The following is a 17,456-nucleotide window of genomic DNA, read 5'->3' as shown; positions in this document are numbered from 1 at the left end:
AGCCGCGATGGCCATCGGACACGAAATACTCAAAGCCGCCTATCATATTCTCAGGGACAATACCCCTTATAAAGAACCTCAACTCAGGCAGGAGATCATTGATGAACGAAGAAAAGCGGAAATGGAGCGCCTAGAAAAAAGGCTCCAAAAACTTAAATCATTAGCGTCCAACTAGAAAAGGTCGTCTTTTTTTTGGTGGACTATACCCCGAGCATAAAACTGATATCAGACGCTAAGCACCCACAGCTGTTGCCTAAGAGCACGTAGAAAAAACTTTTCTCTAAAGAAAAAACTTAGCCAAAACTGATGTCCTGGAACAACTATGGGGTAAGCTAACCAGACTTTCAGAAAAAAAATGCGCCCTGTTTGGGGCGCATTTTTTTATTGAAAGAGTAAATTTTGTCTAATTAACTTATTCTTTCAAACTGCGAGAAGTAGAAGCTGCCTTCGATGGCTGCGTTTTCGTCCGAGTCAGATCCGTGAACCGCATTGGCTTCGATGGACTTTGCAAAAATCTTTCTGATGGTACCTTCAGCAGCGTTGGCTGGATTGGTCGCTCCGATCAGCGTGCGGAAATCCTCCACTGCGTTTTCTTTTTCCAAAATAGCTGCAATGATCGGCCCAGAGGACATATACTTGCAAAGATCCGCGTAGAACGGTCTTGCTGCGTGTACTTCGTAGAATTTGCCAGCCAGTTCCGGAGTCAGTTGAGTAGCTTTCACCGCGATGATTTTAAAGCCTGCCTCTTCGATCATTTTCAGGATAGCGCCTGAGTTTCCGGCTTCGAAAGCGTCCGGCTTGATCATCGTGAATGTTCTGTTACTTGCCATGGGATGTTGTTTTATCTTGGTTTAATTCGGGCGCAAAAATAGAGTTTTTTCAGTCACTTTATCGCTAAGCCCCGGTAATTCTAGTCTAGGACGCTTAGAATCAGCGAAATGTGTTCCTTGGGATTTCTGGAAAAATTGCAGACCTTTGCAGGCTACTAGAGCCAAAAGAGCCGCTTAATGATATTAATGGAAGCTTTAGCCTCGCTTAAAAAAGAACTTTCCTCTCCCAAGAAAATATTCATCACGACCCATGTGAAGCCTGATGCAGATGCACTGGGCTCTTCCCTGGGCTTGTCGAATTACCTTCTCAAAAAAGGACACGAGGTGTCGGTCGTGACTCCGTCAGACTATCCCTCCTTTCTCTCCTGGATGAAAGGCAACGATTCTGTTCTGGATTTCAGTAAGCCGGAAGACAGGGCCCTAGCCACACTCAGGCTCGAAGAGGCCGATCTGGTCTTTTGCCTGGACTTCTCCGTACTCGGCAGAGTCAATGAGCTCGGGGAAATGATCCGAAAGTCCAAGGCCTTCATAGTCAACATTGACCACCATCAGGATCCGGAGGATTTCGCAGACCTCAGGTATTGGAGCACCAAAGCTGCCGCCACCTGTGAACTGATCTATGAGCTCATCGTGGATGAACTGGGAGACAAGGACGTCATCGACAAAGACATCGCAGAATGTCTCTATGCGGGCATCATGACCGATACGGGTGGATTTCGTCATCCCAATACCACCAAAAACGTCCACCTCGTGGTCGCCGAACTGATCGACAAAGGAGCCGACAGCTCCCAGATATCGAACTGGATCTACGACTCCAACTCGGTAAACCGACTCAAGTTCATCGGATTTGCCATCACCCGAAGATTGGTGGTGCGTGAAGACCTCCACATGGCCTACTTTGCGATCAGCAAAAAAGATCTTAAAAAATATCAAAGCCAAACAGGCGACACCGAAGGATTGGTCAATTATGCTTTATCTTTGGATGGCATCAAGCTTGCCGCTTTGTTTTCAGAGCGGGAGGACGGAATCAAGATTTCCTTCCGATCCAGCAGTGATGTAGCGGTAAACAAGTTCGCCGCGGCCTACTTCAACGGAGGAGGGCATAAAAATGCCGCCGGAGGAAAGTCTGCACTTGGCCTGAAAGAAACCGTAGAGCTGTTTGAATCACTTGTCGAAAAAACCCAGGATGAGCTGTTTCAAACCGAGACCTTAACTGCCGAATAGGGCATTGCAGAAAATTTACCCAAAAAATTCACTACACCTTTATGAAATCGAGCATGTCCTACACGACCCACAGATCCATGACTATGGTCTATGCGAGATTCCATGTGCCCTTAAAAAAACAATTATAAACACATGAAATCGAGCAGGTCCCAAACGACACACAGATCCGTGACTATGGTCTATGCGAGATTCTCCCGAATCAAGTTCGGGACAAGCTATGTGCCCTTTAAAAGACAAATTATCATCATATGAAAAACAACAAAAGCCTTTTGGCAATCCTCGTTCTGACGTTTGGAGCGAGCACAATGTCCTCTTGTCAGAAAACAAAGACTACCGAAAAGGACGCGATCGAGTACACCTACATCGAAGAAGGTTCGGAGAAAGCTCCTAACGGGAACTTTGTCCTTTACAATCTGGAAATCGCCACCTCCACAGATTCGATCATCTACACTACCATCGATCAGCCTTTCCCAGGCTACCTGATGGCCAATGATACCCTGACTCCCCAAAACGGCATGGACGAGATCTTCCTTTCTTTGAGAAAAGGTGACTCCATCAATTTCCAATCTACTGCCAAGGTGATCTTCAACGGCAACCAACCCGCCTTCTTGAAAGAAGACGACATGGTAAAAGTGAAGTTGGGTGCATTTGATGTGAAGACTGACTCCGCAATGCAGGCTTTCTATCAGGAAGCAATGATGGCTGAGCAGGCGAAGAGTGCAGAGAGAGCTAAGACGCTTTTGGTAGAAGAAGCAAAAACTATCGAAGCCTATGTAGCGGACAAAGGCTTGACCGCGTCTAAGACAGAAAACGGCCTCTACTACGTCATCGAGCAGGAAGGCACGGGCGAAGCGACCACTCCAGGTACCACCATGCATGTGAACTATGCGGGCTACCTTCTTGACGGAACCTTGTTTGACACCTCGCTACCTGAAGTAGCGAAAGCAAACAACATCTTCAACGAAGACAGACCTTACGAGCCGCTTCCGGTTAACGTCGGGATGGGCCAGGTGATCCCGGGATGGGATGAGGGTTTGTTGCTTTTGAAGAAAGGCTCCAAAGCTAAATTCATCATTCCTTCTCCTTTGGCATACGGAGAGGCTGGAGCGGGTGCTTTGATTCCGGGCAACTCCATCCTGGTCTTCGACGTGGAAGTGACTGACGTGCAGAAGTAAGAGTACCCAGATTAGCGTAAAATAAACCAAAACCTATGAAATCGCGCATGGCTCCACGTCACAAAATGATGTTTGCCATGCGAGATTCCATATGATAGAAAAACAAATACCATTCTTATGAAATACCGATTGATTGCATCTGCAGCTTTATTGTTGGGCGCAGCTTCTTTTGTCTCCTGTATCGATGAAGGTGAAAGCAATGAAGTGATTGACCAGCAGGACAAGGAAGAAATCGAAGCCTACCTTGAAGACAATGCAATGCCCTCTGCAAAGGAATTCAAAGATGAAAACAATTCGATTTATGTATTTTGGGAGGTTTCAGTTGATCCGGAAGTTAACGATCAGATCTTAAAGTTGGATACTGTTAAAGTCAACTACATTGGCTCTTTGTTGACAGATGAGGTCTTTGACAGCTCAATCGAACAAGTGGCCAAGGACAATGGGGTGTATGATTCCAGAAGAACCTATGGTCCCATAGAACTGGCCTTAAGCAGTCCTAGAATGGGGGCCATCCCGGGATTTGAATTTGCCGTGTCGTTGATGCGGGTCGGCGAAAAGGCAACGGTAATTTTCCCTTCTCGCCTAGGCTATGCTTCTTCGCCACCACCGGGTATACCCGTAAATAGCCCCTTAGTCTTCGAACTCGAGTTGGTAGAAGTAAAAAACGGGCCAAACCACCAATAAGAATGCGAAACCTCGTCATCATACTTTTCCTTGCCCTGATAGGCCTTTCAGCCTGTGAAACAAATAATCCCTACGATACAGGGCCCGCCTATGATGGCGCCGGTAACCTGAAGATTGACAGTGTCAAGATCGTAGCCTACCTGGATACCGCGCAGATCGACAGCCTCTATCGGATCCATGATCCCAGCGGCGTGGTGATCATTGTGCAGGAGGAGGGAGTTGGTTCCCGCCCAACAACCGGGACGGTTGTGTACACCAACTATACCGGGTCGTTGATGGAGGACGGGACGGTATTTGATACCACGGTCGAAAGTGTGGCCCGGACAAACGATCTGTGGGTGGAAGGCGATGATTATTTACCCTATCCATTTGTGATGGATGCGCAAAGGGTGATTCGAGGCTGGGAGATTGCGTTTCGCAGACTACGGCCTGGATCCAAGGCCGTGTTGGTGATACCTTCACCGTATGGTTATCAAGACCAGCCTAATAACAGCCGGATACCAGCCAATTCCGTCCTTCGTTTTGACGTGGATTTTCTCGGAATCGATTAAGAAAGGAATTTGTTCTTACTTAGTATTGTCAACTCTCCAAAGATTGAGATCTTTGGAGAGTTTTTTTTGACTTCGCGCTTCACAGACGACTGAAGCAGGGAGGGCTTCAGATACTGCCCTGGCATCTTTCGATGGAGCGATTCCTCCGATTTGTAATCCAGTGATCGGTCCACCTTCAGAATTCTTTTTAACTTGGAAGAAGGAAATAACTGGCGACAAGTATAGAGACTCAGGTCTTAGAGGAGTCCAGATTTTTCTGCACCATACCCGGAAAAAATAGCTTTTATGAAAATCGGAATCATCCGCGAGGGTAAAACCCCAGCAGACAGAAGGGCACCTTTTTCTCCAGACCAATTGAGGGCCCTCCGCGAACGCTATCCGGATCAGCTTACTTTTTTGGTCGAGTCCAGCGAGGTAAGGTGCTTCTCGGATGCTGAATACCGGGATGCAGGCGTCGAGGTGACAGAGAACATCTCCCAAGCTGATCTTCTCTTTGGGGTCAAAGAGGTGCCGGTAGCCCAGTTGATCCCGGACAAAACCTACTTCTTTTTCTCCCACACGATCAAAAGACAGACCCGTAACAGAGGCCTACTTCGTGCCATCCTGGACAAAGGTATCCGCCTTATTGACTACGAAATGCTGAAAAATCCAGCCGGAGAGCGGGTGGTCGCGTTTGGCAGATGGGCGGGGATCGTGGGAGCGTACAATGCCTTCTGGACGTATGGCCAGAAGACTGCCCTCTATGATATCAAGCGAGCTTCGGAATGCAGGGACTTGGAGGAGTTAAGAACTGAGTTGAAGAAGGTCCAGCTTCCGCCGATCAAGATCGTGGTGACCGGTGCAGGTAGGGTGGGTAAGGGCATCAGAGAAGTTTTGGACGAATTATCTATCCCGGAGGTAGAGTCGCATGAATTCCTTCATATGTATTTTGAAGAGCCGGTCTACACCGTCTTGAGTTCGGAGGACTACAATCGGCGGAAGAGCGACGGGGGATTTGACCGGGAGGAATTTTACTCCCATCCGGAGAAGTACGAGAGCCATTTTCTCAAGTTTGCCGAGGCCGGGGAGATGCTGATTGCAGGCGCTTTTTGGAATCCTGGCGCGCCTCCTTTGTTTAGAATTGAGGATATCAATTCGGTTGATTTTGGACTGTCTGTGATCTCTGACATCACGTGCGACATCTGCGGTTCCATACCGACGACGCTCCGCTCCTCGACGATTGCCGATCCTGTGTACGATGTGGTTCGTGACGGCGGCGCGGAGATCCGGGCTTTTGGGAGCCAAAGCAGTATTTCCGTGATGGCGATTGACAATCTGCCCTGCGAACTTCCCCGGGAATCCTCGGAGGAGTTTGGCAAACAGCTGGTTCAGTGGGTGATTCCTGCTTTGCTCGAAGAGCACGCGCCAATTCTTGAAGGGGCTACCATCGCCCGGGATGGGGACTTGACACTGGAATTTATGTACCTGATGGATTTTGTGTATTCTGAAGAAGATTTGGGCAATGAATAAGCTAAACAGATACTTGGAGTCTACGCTACTTCGTCCCACGATGACTGCCAAGGACGTTGAGCAGCTCCTAGCAGATGCCATTGAGGAGCAGTTTGTGGGAGTTTGTGTTCCCCCATTTTGGGTAAAAAAAGCCAAGCGGGACCTAAAGGAAGAAGATATTCAAGTGGTGACGGTGATTGGTTTTCCCTTCGGATTTGAAGATACCGCGACCAAGGTCGCCCAGACCGAAGAGGCGATCAAACAGGGTGCGGATGAATTGGATCTGGTCTGGTCACAGACGGCCTTTCACTCCGACATGAACTGGCCAAAGATCGAAATAGCCCAAATTGCAAAGCTTTGCCACGCGGAAGAGCGAATTCTCAAGGTAATCATCGAGACGGCCTATCTCAGTCCCGAACAGATCCGAGAGGCCTGCCTGATCTGCCAGGATGCCGGAGCCGATTTTGTAAAAACCTCCACCGGCTATGCGCCTACCGGAGCCAGAGTGGAAGATATCGTGCTGATGCGGGAGACGCTTCCCTCCATTGTTGGGATCAAAGCCAGCGGAGGAATCAAGACGCTGGATTTTGCCCTGGAGTTGATCTCGGCGGGAGCAGACCGGATCGGTACCAGCTCTGCCAAGGCCATCATGGAAGCGCATCGGGCAGGATCTCAGGCTTAGTCCCGGCTGAAATAGATCAGCAGAAAGGGGATGATGAAGAAGGTCAGCAGGATGTAGGCAAAGCCGAAAACACGGTATTTAACCGAGGTCTTTCCCATAAACTCCGCCAGTTTGACCGGAATCTGCCGAATCTCCGGGAACGGTAAAAAGATCAAGGCTCCCAATGCATTAAACAAGACATGGACGAAGGCCAACGCAATCGCTGCCTCTGTCTTGTACATGGCCGCTATCACGGCGGTGATCGTGGTGCCGATATTGGCTCCAATGATAAAGGGAAACGACTTGGCAAGGCTGACCTTCCGGTTGGCTACCAGCGGCACCACCAGCGAGGTAGTGACCGTGCTGGATTGAACTGCAGCGGTGAAAAACATCCCGTAGAGAAAGGATAAGCCGGTGTTTTTGAAGATAGCCTTGCTGATGTCTTCGAAGGAGTCAAGGACGAAGGTCTTATAGACTGAGGTCGTCAGTATTTTGATCGAAAAGAATACCAGAAAAATGGCCAATGCAGTGGATAGGAATGGGATATTGATATTCTCGACGATCCATTCGGTCAGATTCCGGGTGAACATACGATTGTATTCGAAATCTGCGGACGCGGGATTGTCATTGGCAAAAAGCGCTGCGATTTTTTGAGATCCTTTTGAAAGGAAATTGAAATACAATTCGAGCGGAAAAAGGATGATCACATTCAGAATATTGAACATGTCATGAGAGATTCCGGCAGAAAGAGCCCGGCTGAATTCCTTTTTCTTGTTGATGAAGGTCAGAGAGACCAGCGTAGAAGTCAGGGTAGTGCCAATGTTGGCGCCGAGCACCATTGGCACGGCCTGCTGTAGCGTCATATTGCCAGAGGCGACGATCGCTACGATGCTGGCGGTGACCGTGGAGCTGCTTTGGATCAATGCGGTCACCAAAAGTCCCACAAAGAGGCTGATAAATGGATTTCGGGTCGCCTGAATGATATCTCTGGCCAAGCCACTGTTTAGCTGACCCATAGCCACGGTCAACAAATCGATGGCAAAGATGAATAGCAGCAGCGCAAACAAGACGATCAGATAGCTTCTGACCTTACTGAGCATAGTTTTTTCTTTTCCGATATCTTCCATTCAACTGCACTGAAGTCCTTCTGGTCAATTGGTATCTTGGCAATCCTGATGCTATTAGTAGGGTAAACCAAACTTGGGAAGGAACTCAGAATTTTAATGAGAATAAGAGGTAAAAGTTGAAATTTTTTCAGGATTTGCAAGCTGAAAAAGGGTTTCGGGAAAAGGTTTTTCGCTTAGTTAACAATTTGTTAACATTGGTTGGTATATTCTTGTATATTTTTGCAGCCGATCTCCCACAAGCCTTATCATGGCCAAGAAAAAAGCTATTGACCAGAATATCAATCAGGAAAAACTTTCCAAGAAGACCTATTCTATCTTTGATTTTACCAAAAGTGAACGGCCTTTCCTGATTACAGTCTGTATCCTCATATCCATTGCGGGGCTGATTACGCCTTATACTTATGCGGCGATGTGGTTTGGGTTTGCGCTCGCTGCCTACTCTGCCATCGCCAATGACAGTATCCAGACAATCGGAACGTTTATAGCCTCAAACAGCAAGCAGCCTTGGTATCTTCTTTGGCTTTTCATGGGACTGATTTGGTTGGGTACAGTTGGCTATAGCTGGTTCTACTATGCTGGTGACGTGACTTATGAGCGGCTGAATGTACCGGGACTGGAAAAAGCCCCAGAAAGTTTTGTTTTTCTTCAGCTCGCTGCGCCCATTGTTCTCCTGGTTATGACCAGGCTCCGGATGCCGGTTTCGACGACCTTTCTCTTGCTCAATGTGTTCACCTACAAGGCCGGGACCATCGTTGAAGTGATGTTCAAAAGCTTCGTCGGCTACATTTTGGCATTTGTATTGGCGATTATTGTTTGGTTTGTTCTGGAGCGATTTGTCAAGAATTACCTCAAAGGTCAGGCAAAGCCCTACTGGATCTATCTGCAGTGGATTACTTCCGGAATATTGTGGTCCGTCTGGATCATGCAGGATGCGGCCAACATTGCGGTCTTTCTTCCCCGCCAGTTAGATGTCTTTGAATTCTCCGTGTATGCAGGGTTTGTGTTTCTTGGCCTAGGATTCCTGTTTTACATGAAAGGGGACAAAATCCAGGATATTGTCAATGAAAAATCAAACGTCACAGACGTCCGTGCAGCGACTATTGTGGATTTGGTCTATGCAGTTATCCTTTTCTACTTCAAGATGTACAACAACGTGCCGATGAGTACCACTTGGGTGTTCATAGGTCTGTTGGCAGGTAGAGAGTTGGCCATAGCTTTGGGCAAACATGGAAAGGCCAAGAAGCGAAATGCCTGGTTGGTTAGAGCCTTCCGACTAGCGAGAAAGGACGTCCTCAAAGCCACTGCTGGTCTCGTGGTATCCCTCATCCTTGCCGTGATTATCAACAAAGGCGTGCGGGATGAAATCGTCGCCTTTTTCCAATAATCTTTCCAAAATTTGGACTTATACACGCACGAGTATTTCATGAATGAGGCTTTGAAGCAAGCCAAATACGCCTTTGAAGAAGGAGAAATACCGGTCGGAGCCGTCATAGTGTCCAAAAATAAGATCATTGCCAAAGCCTATAATCAAACGGAAAGGCTCAACGATGTCACCGCTCATGCCGAGATGCTGGCGATCACAGCCGCTGCCAATACCCTTGGAGCAAAATACCTCGTCGATTGCCGACTTTACGTGACTTTGGAACCCTGTCCGATGTGTGCGGGGGCTCTTTTTTGGTCGCAGATTGGGGAAGTTCACTTTGCAGCCTCAGATCCGAGGAGAGGCTTTCGCCAGAGCAATCCTGACATGCTACACCCCAAGACGAAGATTTTTTCCGGGACCATGGCTGCAGAGGCGGAGAGACTGGTGCTGGATTTTTTCAAAAAGCTGAGAGATTAAGGCATTTTTCGATCTTGGAGAACCTTTTTTTTTAAAGACTGGTTGACAAATTGTAGTTTACGGACTCATTTGGAACTAATGTTTAACTCAAAATTTCTATATCATGGCTTTTACACTTCCCGCTTTACCTTATGCTTTTGACGCTCTGGAGCCGCACATCGATGCGAAGACTATGGAGATCCATCACGGTAAGCACCACAACGCGTATGTGACCAACTTGAACAATGCGATCGCCGGCACAGAGCTGGAGAACAAATCCCTCGAAGAACTGTTGCAAGTGGCCGGCTCAAAGCCTGCTGTCAGAAACAACGGCGGCGGTCACTGGAACCACAGCTTTTTCTGGACGATCCTTTCTCCAACTGGCGGAGGCGCTCCTACCGGTGAGCTGGCTGCAGCCATCGACGCAAAATTCGGTTCTTTTGACGCATTCAAAGAAGAATTCAACAAGGCCGGTGCCACCCGTTTCGGTTCAGGCTGGGCGTGGTTGGTAGTGACCGATGGCGGTCTTACCGTTGCATCTTCCCCTAATCAGGACAATCCACTGATGGATGTGGCTGAGATCAAAGGAACTCCTATTCTCGGTTTGGACGTATGGGAGCACGCGTACTACCTGCACTACCAAAACAGAAGACCTGATTATATCGCGGCTTTCTGGAACCTGGTTAACTGGGATGAGGTAAGCAAGCTGTTTGCTGCTGCCAAGTAAGGTAATCCCAATCAAGATTTAGATCCCCGGACGTTTCTCTTCCGGGGATTTTTTTGTCCTAAAACCGAAAATCAACTGTACGGTTTTGAGACAGCTAGTTGTTGGTGAATACGAGAAAAGCCTATCTACGGCGATTTTGGGGCATTTTAGACCCTTGGCATTTCATTTTCATAGGGAGTGGCATAACGAATCAGAAAGCCAACTCAATTATCAATGAAAACTGCCAACTTTCCCTTTTTAGCATTACTTGTCTATTTTCTGGGGGTAAGTAATCTCGCCGCTTCGCCAAAAGAAGTCTCCAGAATCACCGGAAAGATCGCCGACCAATCCGGGGAAGCGGTACCGTACGCCAACGTCGCCCTCGTCCAGATGGATGGCGCGCTGGTGGATGGTGCCGTCTCTGATGAGAACGGAAACTTCCTGATTGAATCCACCAAGACAGCCAAAGTAAAACTCGTCGTATCCTCCATCGGGTATCAGTCCTTTTCCTCCGAGCCCTTTGATCTCGCTCCAGGGTTGATCAAGGACTTCGGGAGCCTATCCGTAGTCAATGAAACGACAGGATTGGATGAAGTCACTGTCAAAGCTTCCCGGCCCGAGATTATCATCGAGCCCGACAAGACGATCATCAATGTGGAAGGAACTGTGATGGCCGAAGGCGCCAATGCGCTGGATGTGATCGGAAGATCTCCGGGGATCTATGTAGATCAGGAGGGAACCATCAACTTAAACGGCCGGACAGGAGTCACAGTGATGATCAATGATCGTCCTACCTACATGAGTGCGACCGATCTGGCGAATTTTCTCCGATCGATGTCCGCGGATAATATCAAAAGCATCGAGGTGATCAACAATCCTTCGTCAAGATTTGACGCAGAAGGTTCTGCCGGGGTGATTAATATCCAGCTGAAAAAGAACAATGTGGATGGGATGTTTGGAAACGTCCAAGTTGGCGGACAATACAACGGCCAGTTTGCTCCCAATGCAGGAATCACGCTGAACGTGAAGAAGGGCAGGCTTTCCACCAACGGGACTTTCAACTACAATGAGTACGCTGCGGTCAATGAGCTGGAGATCAACAGAAACTTCACAGTGGAGGAGGGTGTTTCGATGTTCAATCAAGAATCCCAAATCAATTCCAGATACAAAACCCCGTCGTTCAACGGTTCGGCCAATTACGAATTAACACCTACTCAAAATTTGGGATTGAATGTACAGGCTTCCACCTCTACCGATACCAACAACAACATATCTGAGACTGTAGTGAGCAATCCAGGTCAAGACTACAACAACTTCATCGGGTCGACCAACGAATCAGGAGGGACCAGAAATCGACTGTTTACTAACCTCCATTACGATGCGAAGTTGGATACGCTGGGAAGTAAGATCTCCGCGGACGTCGACTACACAATCATGGACAACGAAAGCTCGTCACTTCTGGACAATAGCTATTGGTCAGGTAATAATGATCCCGGAGCAGCTTATACCGACAAGATCCTGACGCTGAATGATATGTACTACACCATTTTCACAGCCAAAGTAGACTTCACCAAAGCTCTGAAAGGCGGGAAAACGCTGGAAGCGGGACTGAAGGGAAGTTGGGTCGAGTCAGACAATAATCTGGACATGAGCAAAGCTCAGGGGGAAGGTCCCTATGAACCGGACCCCAACTCCAATCGCTTTATCTACAATGAAAACGTGCTGGCGGCCTATGGTTCCTTTAAGGGTTCGATCAACGAGAAACTGAGCTATCAGGCAGGCTTAAGAGGTGAATATTCTGACATCGTGGGCAATTCTGTGACGCTCAATCAAGTCAACAAGCAGAACTATTTCAACCTGTTCCCGAGCTTCTTTATCCAGCAAAAAGTCAGTGAGAAATACCAGATCGTCTACAATGCCAACCGACGCATCACTCGCCCTAACTATCGTTTGCTGAATCCATTTGTGTACTACATCGATCCGCTGACCTCGGAGACTGGAAACCCAAATCTTACCCCTCAGTATTCGACCAACTTTGAGATGAATCACGTGGTCAACGGATCTTACCAGTTTACAGTGGGCTATAGCGTGACCGAAGATGCTTTCATGCAGGTGTTTGTCCAGGATCAGGAAAACCGTACCACGACGACTTACACCGATAATTTTGACCAGACCCGTAACGCCAACTTCCGCGCGATCGTGCCGGTGGAAATCAAAAAATGGTGGAGTACATCCAATATGCTGCAAGTGAACTACAATCAGTTTCAGAGCCAGATCGGAGAAGATATGCTGGATGTAGAGCAGGTTTCCTACATGGTACGGTCACAGCAGAATTTCACCTTGCCAAAAGGATTCAAGATGGAAGTGATGGGCATGTACATCGGTCCGCAGCTTTGGGGTCAGGGGCAGATCGGAGGATTTGGCTGGGTCGATGCCGGGGTGACCAAGTCAGTAATGAAGGATAAGCTGTCGATCTCCGTCAACGGCACTGACCTGTTCCGCACTCAGGTAATCTATGCAGATATTGAATTTGCTGATATCGACACCCACTTCCGTCAATACAGAAGTAATCAAGGGATCAGATTTACGCTGAAATACAATTTTGCCAAAGGAGAAAGTTTCGGCGTAAAATCAAATTCGGGAAGCTCCGAAGAACGAAATAGATTGGATTAACAGGAAAGCCTCTCCGTGCTGCGGAGGGGTTTTTTCTGGACTCAATAAGCTAGAGAAGAGCTTAAATCAAGGCCGGAGGTTGCAAAACCTGACCGGCCTTGCTTGTTTTTGGAGATGATTTACTTCGGAATCTTGCGAAAAGCTTACAGGAAATGATAGAGGAATACCAAAACTCCCGTAAATGCGGGCTTCTTTTGGTCTTTGATTTCCAGCTTGACCTCAACTTCGGCCTTCACCGTACCGCGGAGATTGGCGACATTTTTCAGCTTAGCGACGAGTCTTACTTCGCTGTCTACGGTGACAGCCTGAGCGAATCTTAGATTTTCGATGCCATAGTTGATCATCATCTTGAGATTTTCCACACGGACGATTTGGTCCCAAAGATGTGGCACAATGCTGAGCGTTAAGTACCCGTGAGCGATGGTGTTTCCAAAGGCCCCTTCGGCTTTGGCTCGCTCAGGATCGGTGTGAATCCACTGGTGATCATAGGTGGCATCAGCAAAAAGATTGATCTGAGGTTGAGTGATTTTGAAAAACTCCGAAGTGCCGAGCTCTTGACCGTTGTGCTTTTCAAAGTCTTCAAAGCTGCCGATTACTGTTGGGTTCATGGTAAAATAGGATTTGAAAACGCCAAAGTAGCAGAGATTATCTTGGAAATCCAAAAGGCTTTGACAGACGGAAGTCCACGTATTTTGGCACAAAATCCAAAAATATATCCTTGAAATCTGCGCAAAAATAGAATCAATTTTGTAAAACCACTATTATGTTTTCTACTGCTTTTCAGGCTGTACAGAGAGAATTGGCTCAAGATTGCATACTGCCACCGGTATTATCTCAGATCCTATCGGGATTTGCTTAGCATCAAGGCCAGCCGTATTTTTAACAAAAAATCATGAGCCAATATCTCCATGGATACAACACCGATGAGCAGCAGCGTCTGATTGATCAGGCGGGGTTTTTGGCTTCATTGATTTATCCTTCCGTAGACTTTACCGGTCGTAAGAAGCTGCTCGAGATAGGAAGCGGAGTTGGGGCCCAGACCGCGGTCTTGCTGGGGTTGTTTCCAGACTTACAGATTACCTCGGTGGATTTCTCAGAGGCTCAGTTGGCTACGGCTGCCGAGAACTTGAAGGACTTCGCCGACAGGGTGGCACTGGTACACCAAGACGCTCAAGAGTTGCACTTGGAGGAGAAATTTGATTCGGCCTTTATCTGTTGGGCACTGGAGCACATTCCTGATCCGCTTGCGGCTATGAAACGCTTGCGAGCGCACCTTTTGCCGGGAGCCAAAGTGCACATCACCGAGGTGTTCAATTCGACTTTTTATTACCGGCCGGCAGCTCCGGCGCTGGAGCGGTATTACAAAAGTTACAATCAACAGCAGATTGATTTTGGAGGAAATCCGGACGTAGGTGCCCAGCTTGGGAATTTGCTGGCGCACGCTGGGTTTAAAGAAATCGTGCTTTCCCGCAGCGGATTTCACCTCGATCAAAGCCAACCGGATGAACTCAGGCGATTTGTCGAGTTCTGGAAAATTCTCATGAAAAGCGGCGCGCCGAGTTTGCTGGACTCGGGAGCCATTAACCAAACGGACATTGATGCGATGGAAAGTGACCTGGATCAGCTTGTCGCTGATGAAAAAGCAGTTTTTTTCTACCAATTTGTGCAGGCAAAAGCAACGGTATAGCAACGCATGAAGATAGTTCGCTGGATTTGGAGACTAATTTGGAAGACAACCCTTTGGTTTTTAGGGATTTCTATCGGTCTGGTTATAGTTTACAGGTTTGTTCCGGTGCCGATCACGCCGCTGATGTTGATCAGGGTGGTGGAACAGGCGTTTGATTCCAAGAAGGATGTGAGACTGTACAAAGACTGGGAGCCTATTTCCAATATCTCCAAAAATGCACCACAAGCCGTCATCGCTGCTGAGGATCAAAAGTTTTTGGACCACAGAGGTTTTGACTTCGAAGCGATGGAGAAAGCCTGGGAAAACAACAAAAAAGGCAAGCGGGTCAAGGGAGCCAGCACGATCACCCAGCAGACGGTCAAGAATGTTTTTCTATGGCCTTCCCGAAGCTACCTGAGAAAAGGCTTGGAGGCCTATTTCACCGTCCTGGTGGAGTTCTTGTGGTCTAAGGAGCGGATCATCGAAGTGTACCTCAATGTGATCGAAATGGGGGATGGGATCTATGGAATCGAAGCCGCTTCTCAGGCATACTACAAAAAACCTGCACTCAAGCTCAATCGAAGCCAGGCTGCTATGATTGCCGCCGTTCTTCCCAATCCCCGACGCTGGACGCCAACGAAGCCAACCGGTTACATCCGGGGAAGGCAAAGTTGGATTTTAAGGCAAATGAACAACCTTGCACCTGTAGGCTTCGGGCAATAGAGATTGGACTTTGCCTGTTAAAATGTAAAAAATCTATTTTTATTGGGCTTTTGGATGTAATTCTAAAATTACAGAGCCGAAGATAGTGTGACGAGGAAACCAAATCCAAAGATTATTTCAAAACTGAAGCTTGCCAATAGCGAAATTCCAGTTCACAATGACTTTTTCATTTTTCAAAAAAATGCCCCTGACGGGCTGAATTTTAACATCAAAATTTACAAGAGAAATTTATCCACAATTTCAATTATTTATCCACACTGACCTTTGGGTCGGCAGTAAATCACTGAAATACAGCAACTTGGATGGTCTTTAGAAAAGGTGAAATTGTGGATAATCTTCGCTAACTGAAAGAAAAAGAGTGTCGAAAGACAGGCGACTGGTGGATAATTTTGAATACCAAATTTTATTCTAATTCGGCCCTAATCGTGCTTTTGACTGATGAGCCTTTTCCGATAGGTGTTGAAAATTCTTGACTTGGAGACGAAGCCTAGATACCTCCCATCCTCAACTACCGGGAGATTCCAAGCGCCGGATCTTTCGAATTTTTCCATTGCAGATTGCATATTATCTGTGGCCAATAGGATTTCTGGGGGACTATGCATGAGCTGTCGGATGACTACTTTCTCCTGCTTTTCGGGATCAAACATGATTCCCCTGAAATCATCCAGAGTGATGATCCCGCACAGGAGTTTGTTCTGATCGACTACCGGAAAGATGTTCCTTTTGGAAATTTTCACCAGATCAATGAGGTTTCGTAATTGAGCATCGGGATGAATAGGAAGTAGATCCCGCTCGATCACATGCGAAATGTTGATAGTATCGAGTAGCTCTTGGTCTTTGGTCTCCGGGAGATGCTTGCCCTGGTCCTTGAGCTGTAGCTTATAGATGCTGTCTTTTTCGAAGTGTGCCGAAGTGGTGTACGCGATGGCCGACACGAACATCAATGGAACAAAAAGCTCATAGCCACCCGTAATCTCTGCAATCAAAAATATCGCCGACAAGGGCGAATGTTGGACTCCGGCCATCAGCCCACACATGGCTACCAGTGTAAAATGAGCCACAGGCAGGGAAATGTGGAGATCCAGCATGTTATTGGAGTAAGCGAACAGGAAACCCACAATACCCCCCACAAACAGCGATGGGGCGAAAATCCCGCCGCTGCCTCCTGATCCGATGGTGACGGCCGAAGCGATCGGTTTTACCAACACAATCAAGCCCAGGAAAATCAGGATCATGGCGGGGTTTTCGATGGAAGAAAAGAAGATGCTGTTGTCCAGGATCTTGGAGTAGTCACCCTCGATCAGGATGTTCAGCGTATTATATCCCTCTCCATAGATGGGTGGAAGGAAAAAGACCATGACTCCCAGCAGTGCGCCGCCGTACATTGTTCTCATCCATTGGTCGCCAATGTCCTCGATGACCTTTTCGGTTGCCAAGACCATTCGGCTGAAGTAAAGCGAAACAAGGCCGCAGATGATGCCCAGCAGCAGATAGTAAGGCATGTGCGAGGCAGTGAAGGATTCTTTCAGTTGGAAATTGAAAAGAAACTCCTTACCAATCAGGACCATTGAGGTGATGGATCCCATCACAGAGGCGATCAGAAGCGGAATGAAAGCTGCAGTGCTGATTTCGAGTAGGATAACTTCAATTGCGAAAATCACTGCTCCAATCGGGGCTCCGAATATGGCGGATATTGCGCCTGCAGCGCCACAGCCGATCAGGAGACTCCTCTTTTTGGGATTGAGGTGGACCAAAAAGCCCACGTTGGAACCGATCGCTGAGCCGGTCACCACCATGGGTGCTTCCAATCCCACCGATCCTCCGAAACCAACCGTCAAAGCAGAAGTGAGCACTCTGCTGAAAATCTTGATCCTCGGGATCAAACTGGCTTTTTTGGAAATATTAAACAGTACATCCGGGATCCCGTGGCCACCCACGTCATTGAGGATATACCTTCCCAGCAGATAGGCCGCCGATATACCTATCAACGGATAAATAATGTACATGAAGTTGGCGTATTCCTTATAGAATCCCTCTGTGAGAAATCCCTGGATTGAGTGCACCATGAACTTAAGTATCACAGCCGCCAAACCTGAAAAAATACCGATCAATCCGCTCAGGATAAGCAT

16 protein-coding genes are annotated in these 17,456 nt (G+C 47.8%); 12 read left to right on the top strand and 4 right to left on the bottom strand.

Translation table 11 applies throughout. The annotated features are described in order from the left end of the window. Positions 1-407 precede the first annotated feature (407 nt). Positions 408-830 (bottom strand): nucleoside-diphosphate kinase, encoded by a 423-nt coding sequence (locus G459_RS0122125; RefSeq protein ID WP_026969578.1) that lies wholly within the window; start codon positions 828-830, stop codon positions 408-410. Between the two features lie 186 nt (positions 831-1,016). Between G459_RS0122125 and G459_RS0122120 the strand changes: the two genes are divergently transcribed. The 6 genes from G459_RS0122120 to deoC all read left to right on the top strand — a co-directional run bounded on the left by G459_RS0122120 (position 1,017) and on the right by deoC (position 6,634). Then, complete coding sequence (locus G459_RS0122120) at positions 1,017-2,054, top strand: DHH family phosphoesterase (RefSeq protein ID WP_026969577.1); 1,038 nt, start codon at positions 1,017-1,019, stop codon at positions 2,052-2,054. Positions 2,055-2,302: 248 nt separating this feature from the next. Further along, positions 2,303-3,229: an FKBP-type peptidyl-prolyl cis-trans isomerase gene (locus G459_RS0122115; RefSeq protein ID WP_026969576.1), complete on the top strand. Its 927-nt coding sequence runs from the start codon at positions 2,303-2,305 to the stop codon at positions 3,227-3,229. A gap of 117 nt (positions 3,230-3,346) precedes the next feature. Then, positions 3,347-3,913, top strand: a complete 567-nt coding sequence (locus G459_RS0122110; protein ID WP_026969575.1) for an FKBP-type peptidyl-prolyl cis-trans isomerase — start codon at positions 3,347-3,349, stop codon at positions 3,911-3,913. A 2-nt stretch (positions 3,914-3,915) separates the two neighbouring features. Next, positions 3,916-4,464 carry an FKBP-type peptidyl-prolyl cis-trans isomerase gene (locus G459_RS0122105; RefSeq protein WP_026969574.1) on the top strand — a complete coding sequence of 183 codons (549 nt, stop codon included), beginning with the start codon at positions 3,916-3,918 and terminating at the stop codon, positions 4,462-4,464. A 285-nt stretch (positions 4,465-4,749) separates the two neighbouring features. Further along, complete coding sequence (locus G459_RS0122095) at positions 4,750-5,973, top strand: NAD(P)-dependent oxidoreductase (protein WP_026969573.1); 1,224 nt, start codon at positions 4,750-4,752, stop codon at positions 5,971-5,973. Continuing rightward, positions 5,966-6,634: a deoxyribose-phosphate aldolase gene (gene deoC, locus G459_RS0122090; RefSeq protein ID WP_035456658.1), complete on the top strand. Its 669-nt coding sequence runs from the start codon at positions 5,966-5,968 to the stop codon at positions 6,632-6,634. The genes G459_RS0122095 and deoC overlap by 8 nt, the downstream gene beginning before the upstream one ends. Here deoC and G459_RS0122085 read toward each other — a convergent pair. Continuing rightward, a complete protein-coding gene (locus G459_RS0122085) occupies positions 6,631-7,713 on the bottom strand; it encodes a Na/Pi symporter (RefSeq protein ID WP_245588228.1) in 1,083 nt (360 codons plus the stop codon). The two genes, deoC and G459_RS0122085, sit on opposite strands and share 4 nt — an antisense overlap. Positions 7,714-7,987: 274 nt before the next feature. On the opposite strand from G459_RS0122085, the gene G459_RS0122080 reads away from it, so the two are divergent. From G459_RS0122080 to G459_RS0122065, 4 genes are all read left to right on the top strand, one after another. Beyond that, positions 7,988-9,124, top strand: a complete 1,137-nt coding sequence (locus G459_RS0122080; protein ID WP_026969570.1) for a hypothetical protein — start codon at positions 7,988-7,990, stop codon at positions 9,122-9,124. A gap of 12 nt (positions 9,125-9,136) precedes the next feature. Further along, positions 9,137-9,580, top strand: coding sequence for a nucleoside deaminase (locus tag G459_RS0122075; protein WP_026969569.1), 444 nt, complete (start codon positions 9,137-9,139; stop codon positions 9,578-9,580). Between the two features lie 103 nt (positions 9,581-9,683). Then, entirely contained in the window at positions 9,684-10,286 is a 603-nt protein-coding gene (locus G459_RS0122070) for a superoxide dismutase (RefSeq protein WP_026969568.1), read from the top strand. A gap of 213 nt (positions 10,287-10,499) precedes the next feature. Then, positions 10,500-12,938, top strand: a complete 2,439-nt coding sequence (locus tag G459_RS0122065; protein ID WP_026969567.1) for an outer membrane beta-barrel protein — start codon at positions 10,500-10,502, stop codon at positions 12,936-12,938. Between the two features lie 143 nt (positions 12,939-13,081). On the opposite strand, the gene G459_RS0122060 is transcribed toward G459_RS0122065, so the two are convergent. Next, on the bottom strand, positions 13,082-13,546 hold the full coding sequence (locus tag G459_RS0122060) for a MaoC family dehydratase (RefSeq protein WP_026969566.1): 465 nt from the start codon (positions 13,544-13,546) through the stop codon (positions 13,082-13,084). A gap of 284 nt (positions 13,547-13,830) precedes the next feature. Between G459_RS0122060 and G459_RS0122055 the strand changes: the two genes are divergently transcribed. Beyond that, a complete protein-coding gene (locus tag G459_RS0122055; protein WP_026969565.1) occupies positions 13,831-14,625 on the top strand; it encodes a class I SAM-dependent methyltransferase in 795 nt (264 codons plus the stop codon). Positions 14,626-14,631: 6 nt separating this feature from the next. Further along, positions 14,632-15,327: a monofunctional biosynthetic peptidoglycan transglycosylase gene (mtgA, locus tag G459_RS0122050; protein ID WP_026969564.1), complete on the top strand. Its 696-nt coding sequence runs from the start codon at positions 14,632-14,634 to the stop codon at positions 15,325-15,327. A gap of 419 nt (positions 15,328-15,746) precedes the next feature. Here the strand turns inward: mtgA and G459_RS0122040 are convergent, their stop codons facing one another. Continuing rightward, on the bottom strand, positions 15,747-17,456 hold the full coding sequence (locus tag G459_RS0122040) for a chloride channel protein (protein ID WP_084454630.1): 1,710 nt from the start codon (positions 17,454-17,456) through the stop codon (positions 15,747-15,749).

Source organism: Algoriphagus terrigena DSM 22685 (assembly GCF_000429445.1).
In the GTDB taxonomy this organism is placed as follows: Bacteria; Bacteroidota; Bacteroidia; order Cytophagales; family Cyclobacteriaceae; genus Algoriphagus; species Algoriphagus terrigena.
Note: the sequence above shows the minus strand (reverse complement) of the source record. Positions and strands in the feature narration are given on the sequence as shown.

Bases quoted from the DNA above. Each gene is read 5' to 3' on its own strand.
- G459_RS0122125 (WP_026969578.1), bottom strand. From the start codon at position 830: ATGGCAAGTAACAGAACATTCACGATGATCAAGCCGGACGCTTTCGAA.
- G459_RS0122120 (WP_026969577.1), top strand. From the start codon at position 1,017: ATGGAAGCTTTAGCCTCGCTTAAAAAAGAACTTTCCTCTCCCAAGAAA.
- G459_RS0122115 (WP_026969576.1), top strand. From the start codon at position 2,303: ATGAAAAACAACAAAAGCCTTTTGGCAATCCTCGTTCTGACGTTTGGA.
- G459_RS0122110 (WP_026969575.1), top strand. From the start codon at position 3,347: ATGAAATACCGATTGATTGCATCTGCAGCTTTATTGTTGGGCGCAGCT.
- G459_RS0122105 (WP_026969574.1), top strand. From the start codon at position 3,916: ATGCGAAACCTCGTCATCATACTTTTCCTTGCCCTGATAGGCCTTTCA.
- G459_RS0122095 (WP_026969573.1), top strand. From the start codon at position 4,750: ATGAAAATCGGAATCATCCGCGAGGGTAAAACCCCAGCAGACAGAAGG.
- deoC (WP_035456658.1), top strand. From the start codon at position 5,966: ATGAATAAGCTAAACAGATACTTGGAGTCTACGCTACTTCGTCCCACG.
- G459_RS0122085 (WP_245588228.1), bottom strand. From the start codon at position 7,713: ATGCTCAGTAAGGTCAGAAGCTATCTGATCGTCTTGTTTGCGCTGCTG.
- G459_RS0122080 (WP_026969570.1), top strand. From the start codon at position 7,988: ATGGCCAAGAAAAAAGCTATTGACCAGAATATCAATCAGGAAAAACTT.
- G459_RS0122070 (WP_026969568.1), top strand. From the start codon at position 9,684: ATGGCTTTTACACTTCCCGCTTTACCTTATGCTTTTGACGCTCTGGAG.
- G459_RS0122065 (WP_026969567.1), top strand. From the start codon at position 10,500: ATGAAAACTGCCAACTTTCCCTTTTTAGCATTACTTGTCTATTTTCTG.
- G459_RS0122060 (WP_026969566.1), bottom strand. From the start codon at position 13,546: ATGAACCCAACAGTAATCGGCAGCTTTGAAGACTTTGAAAAGCACAAC.
- G459_RS0122055 (WP_026969565.1), top strand. From the start codon at position 13,831: ATGAGCCAATATCTCCATGGATACAACACCGATGAGCAGCAGCGTCTG.
- mtgA (WP_026969564.1), top strand. From the start codon at position 14,632: ATGAAGATAGTTCGCTGGATTTGGAGACTAATTTGGAAGACAACCCTT.
- G459_RS0122040 (WP_084454630.1), bottom strand. From the start codon at position 17,456: ATGCTTATCCTGAGCGGATTGATCGGTATTTTTTCAGGTTTGGCGGCT.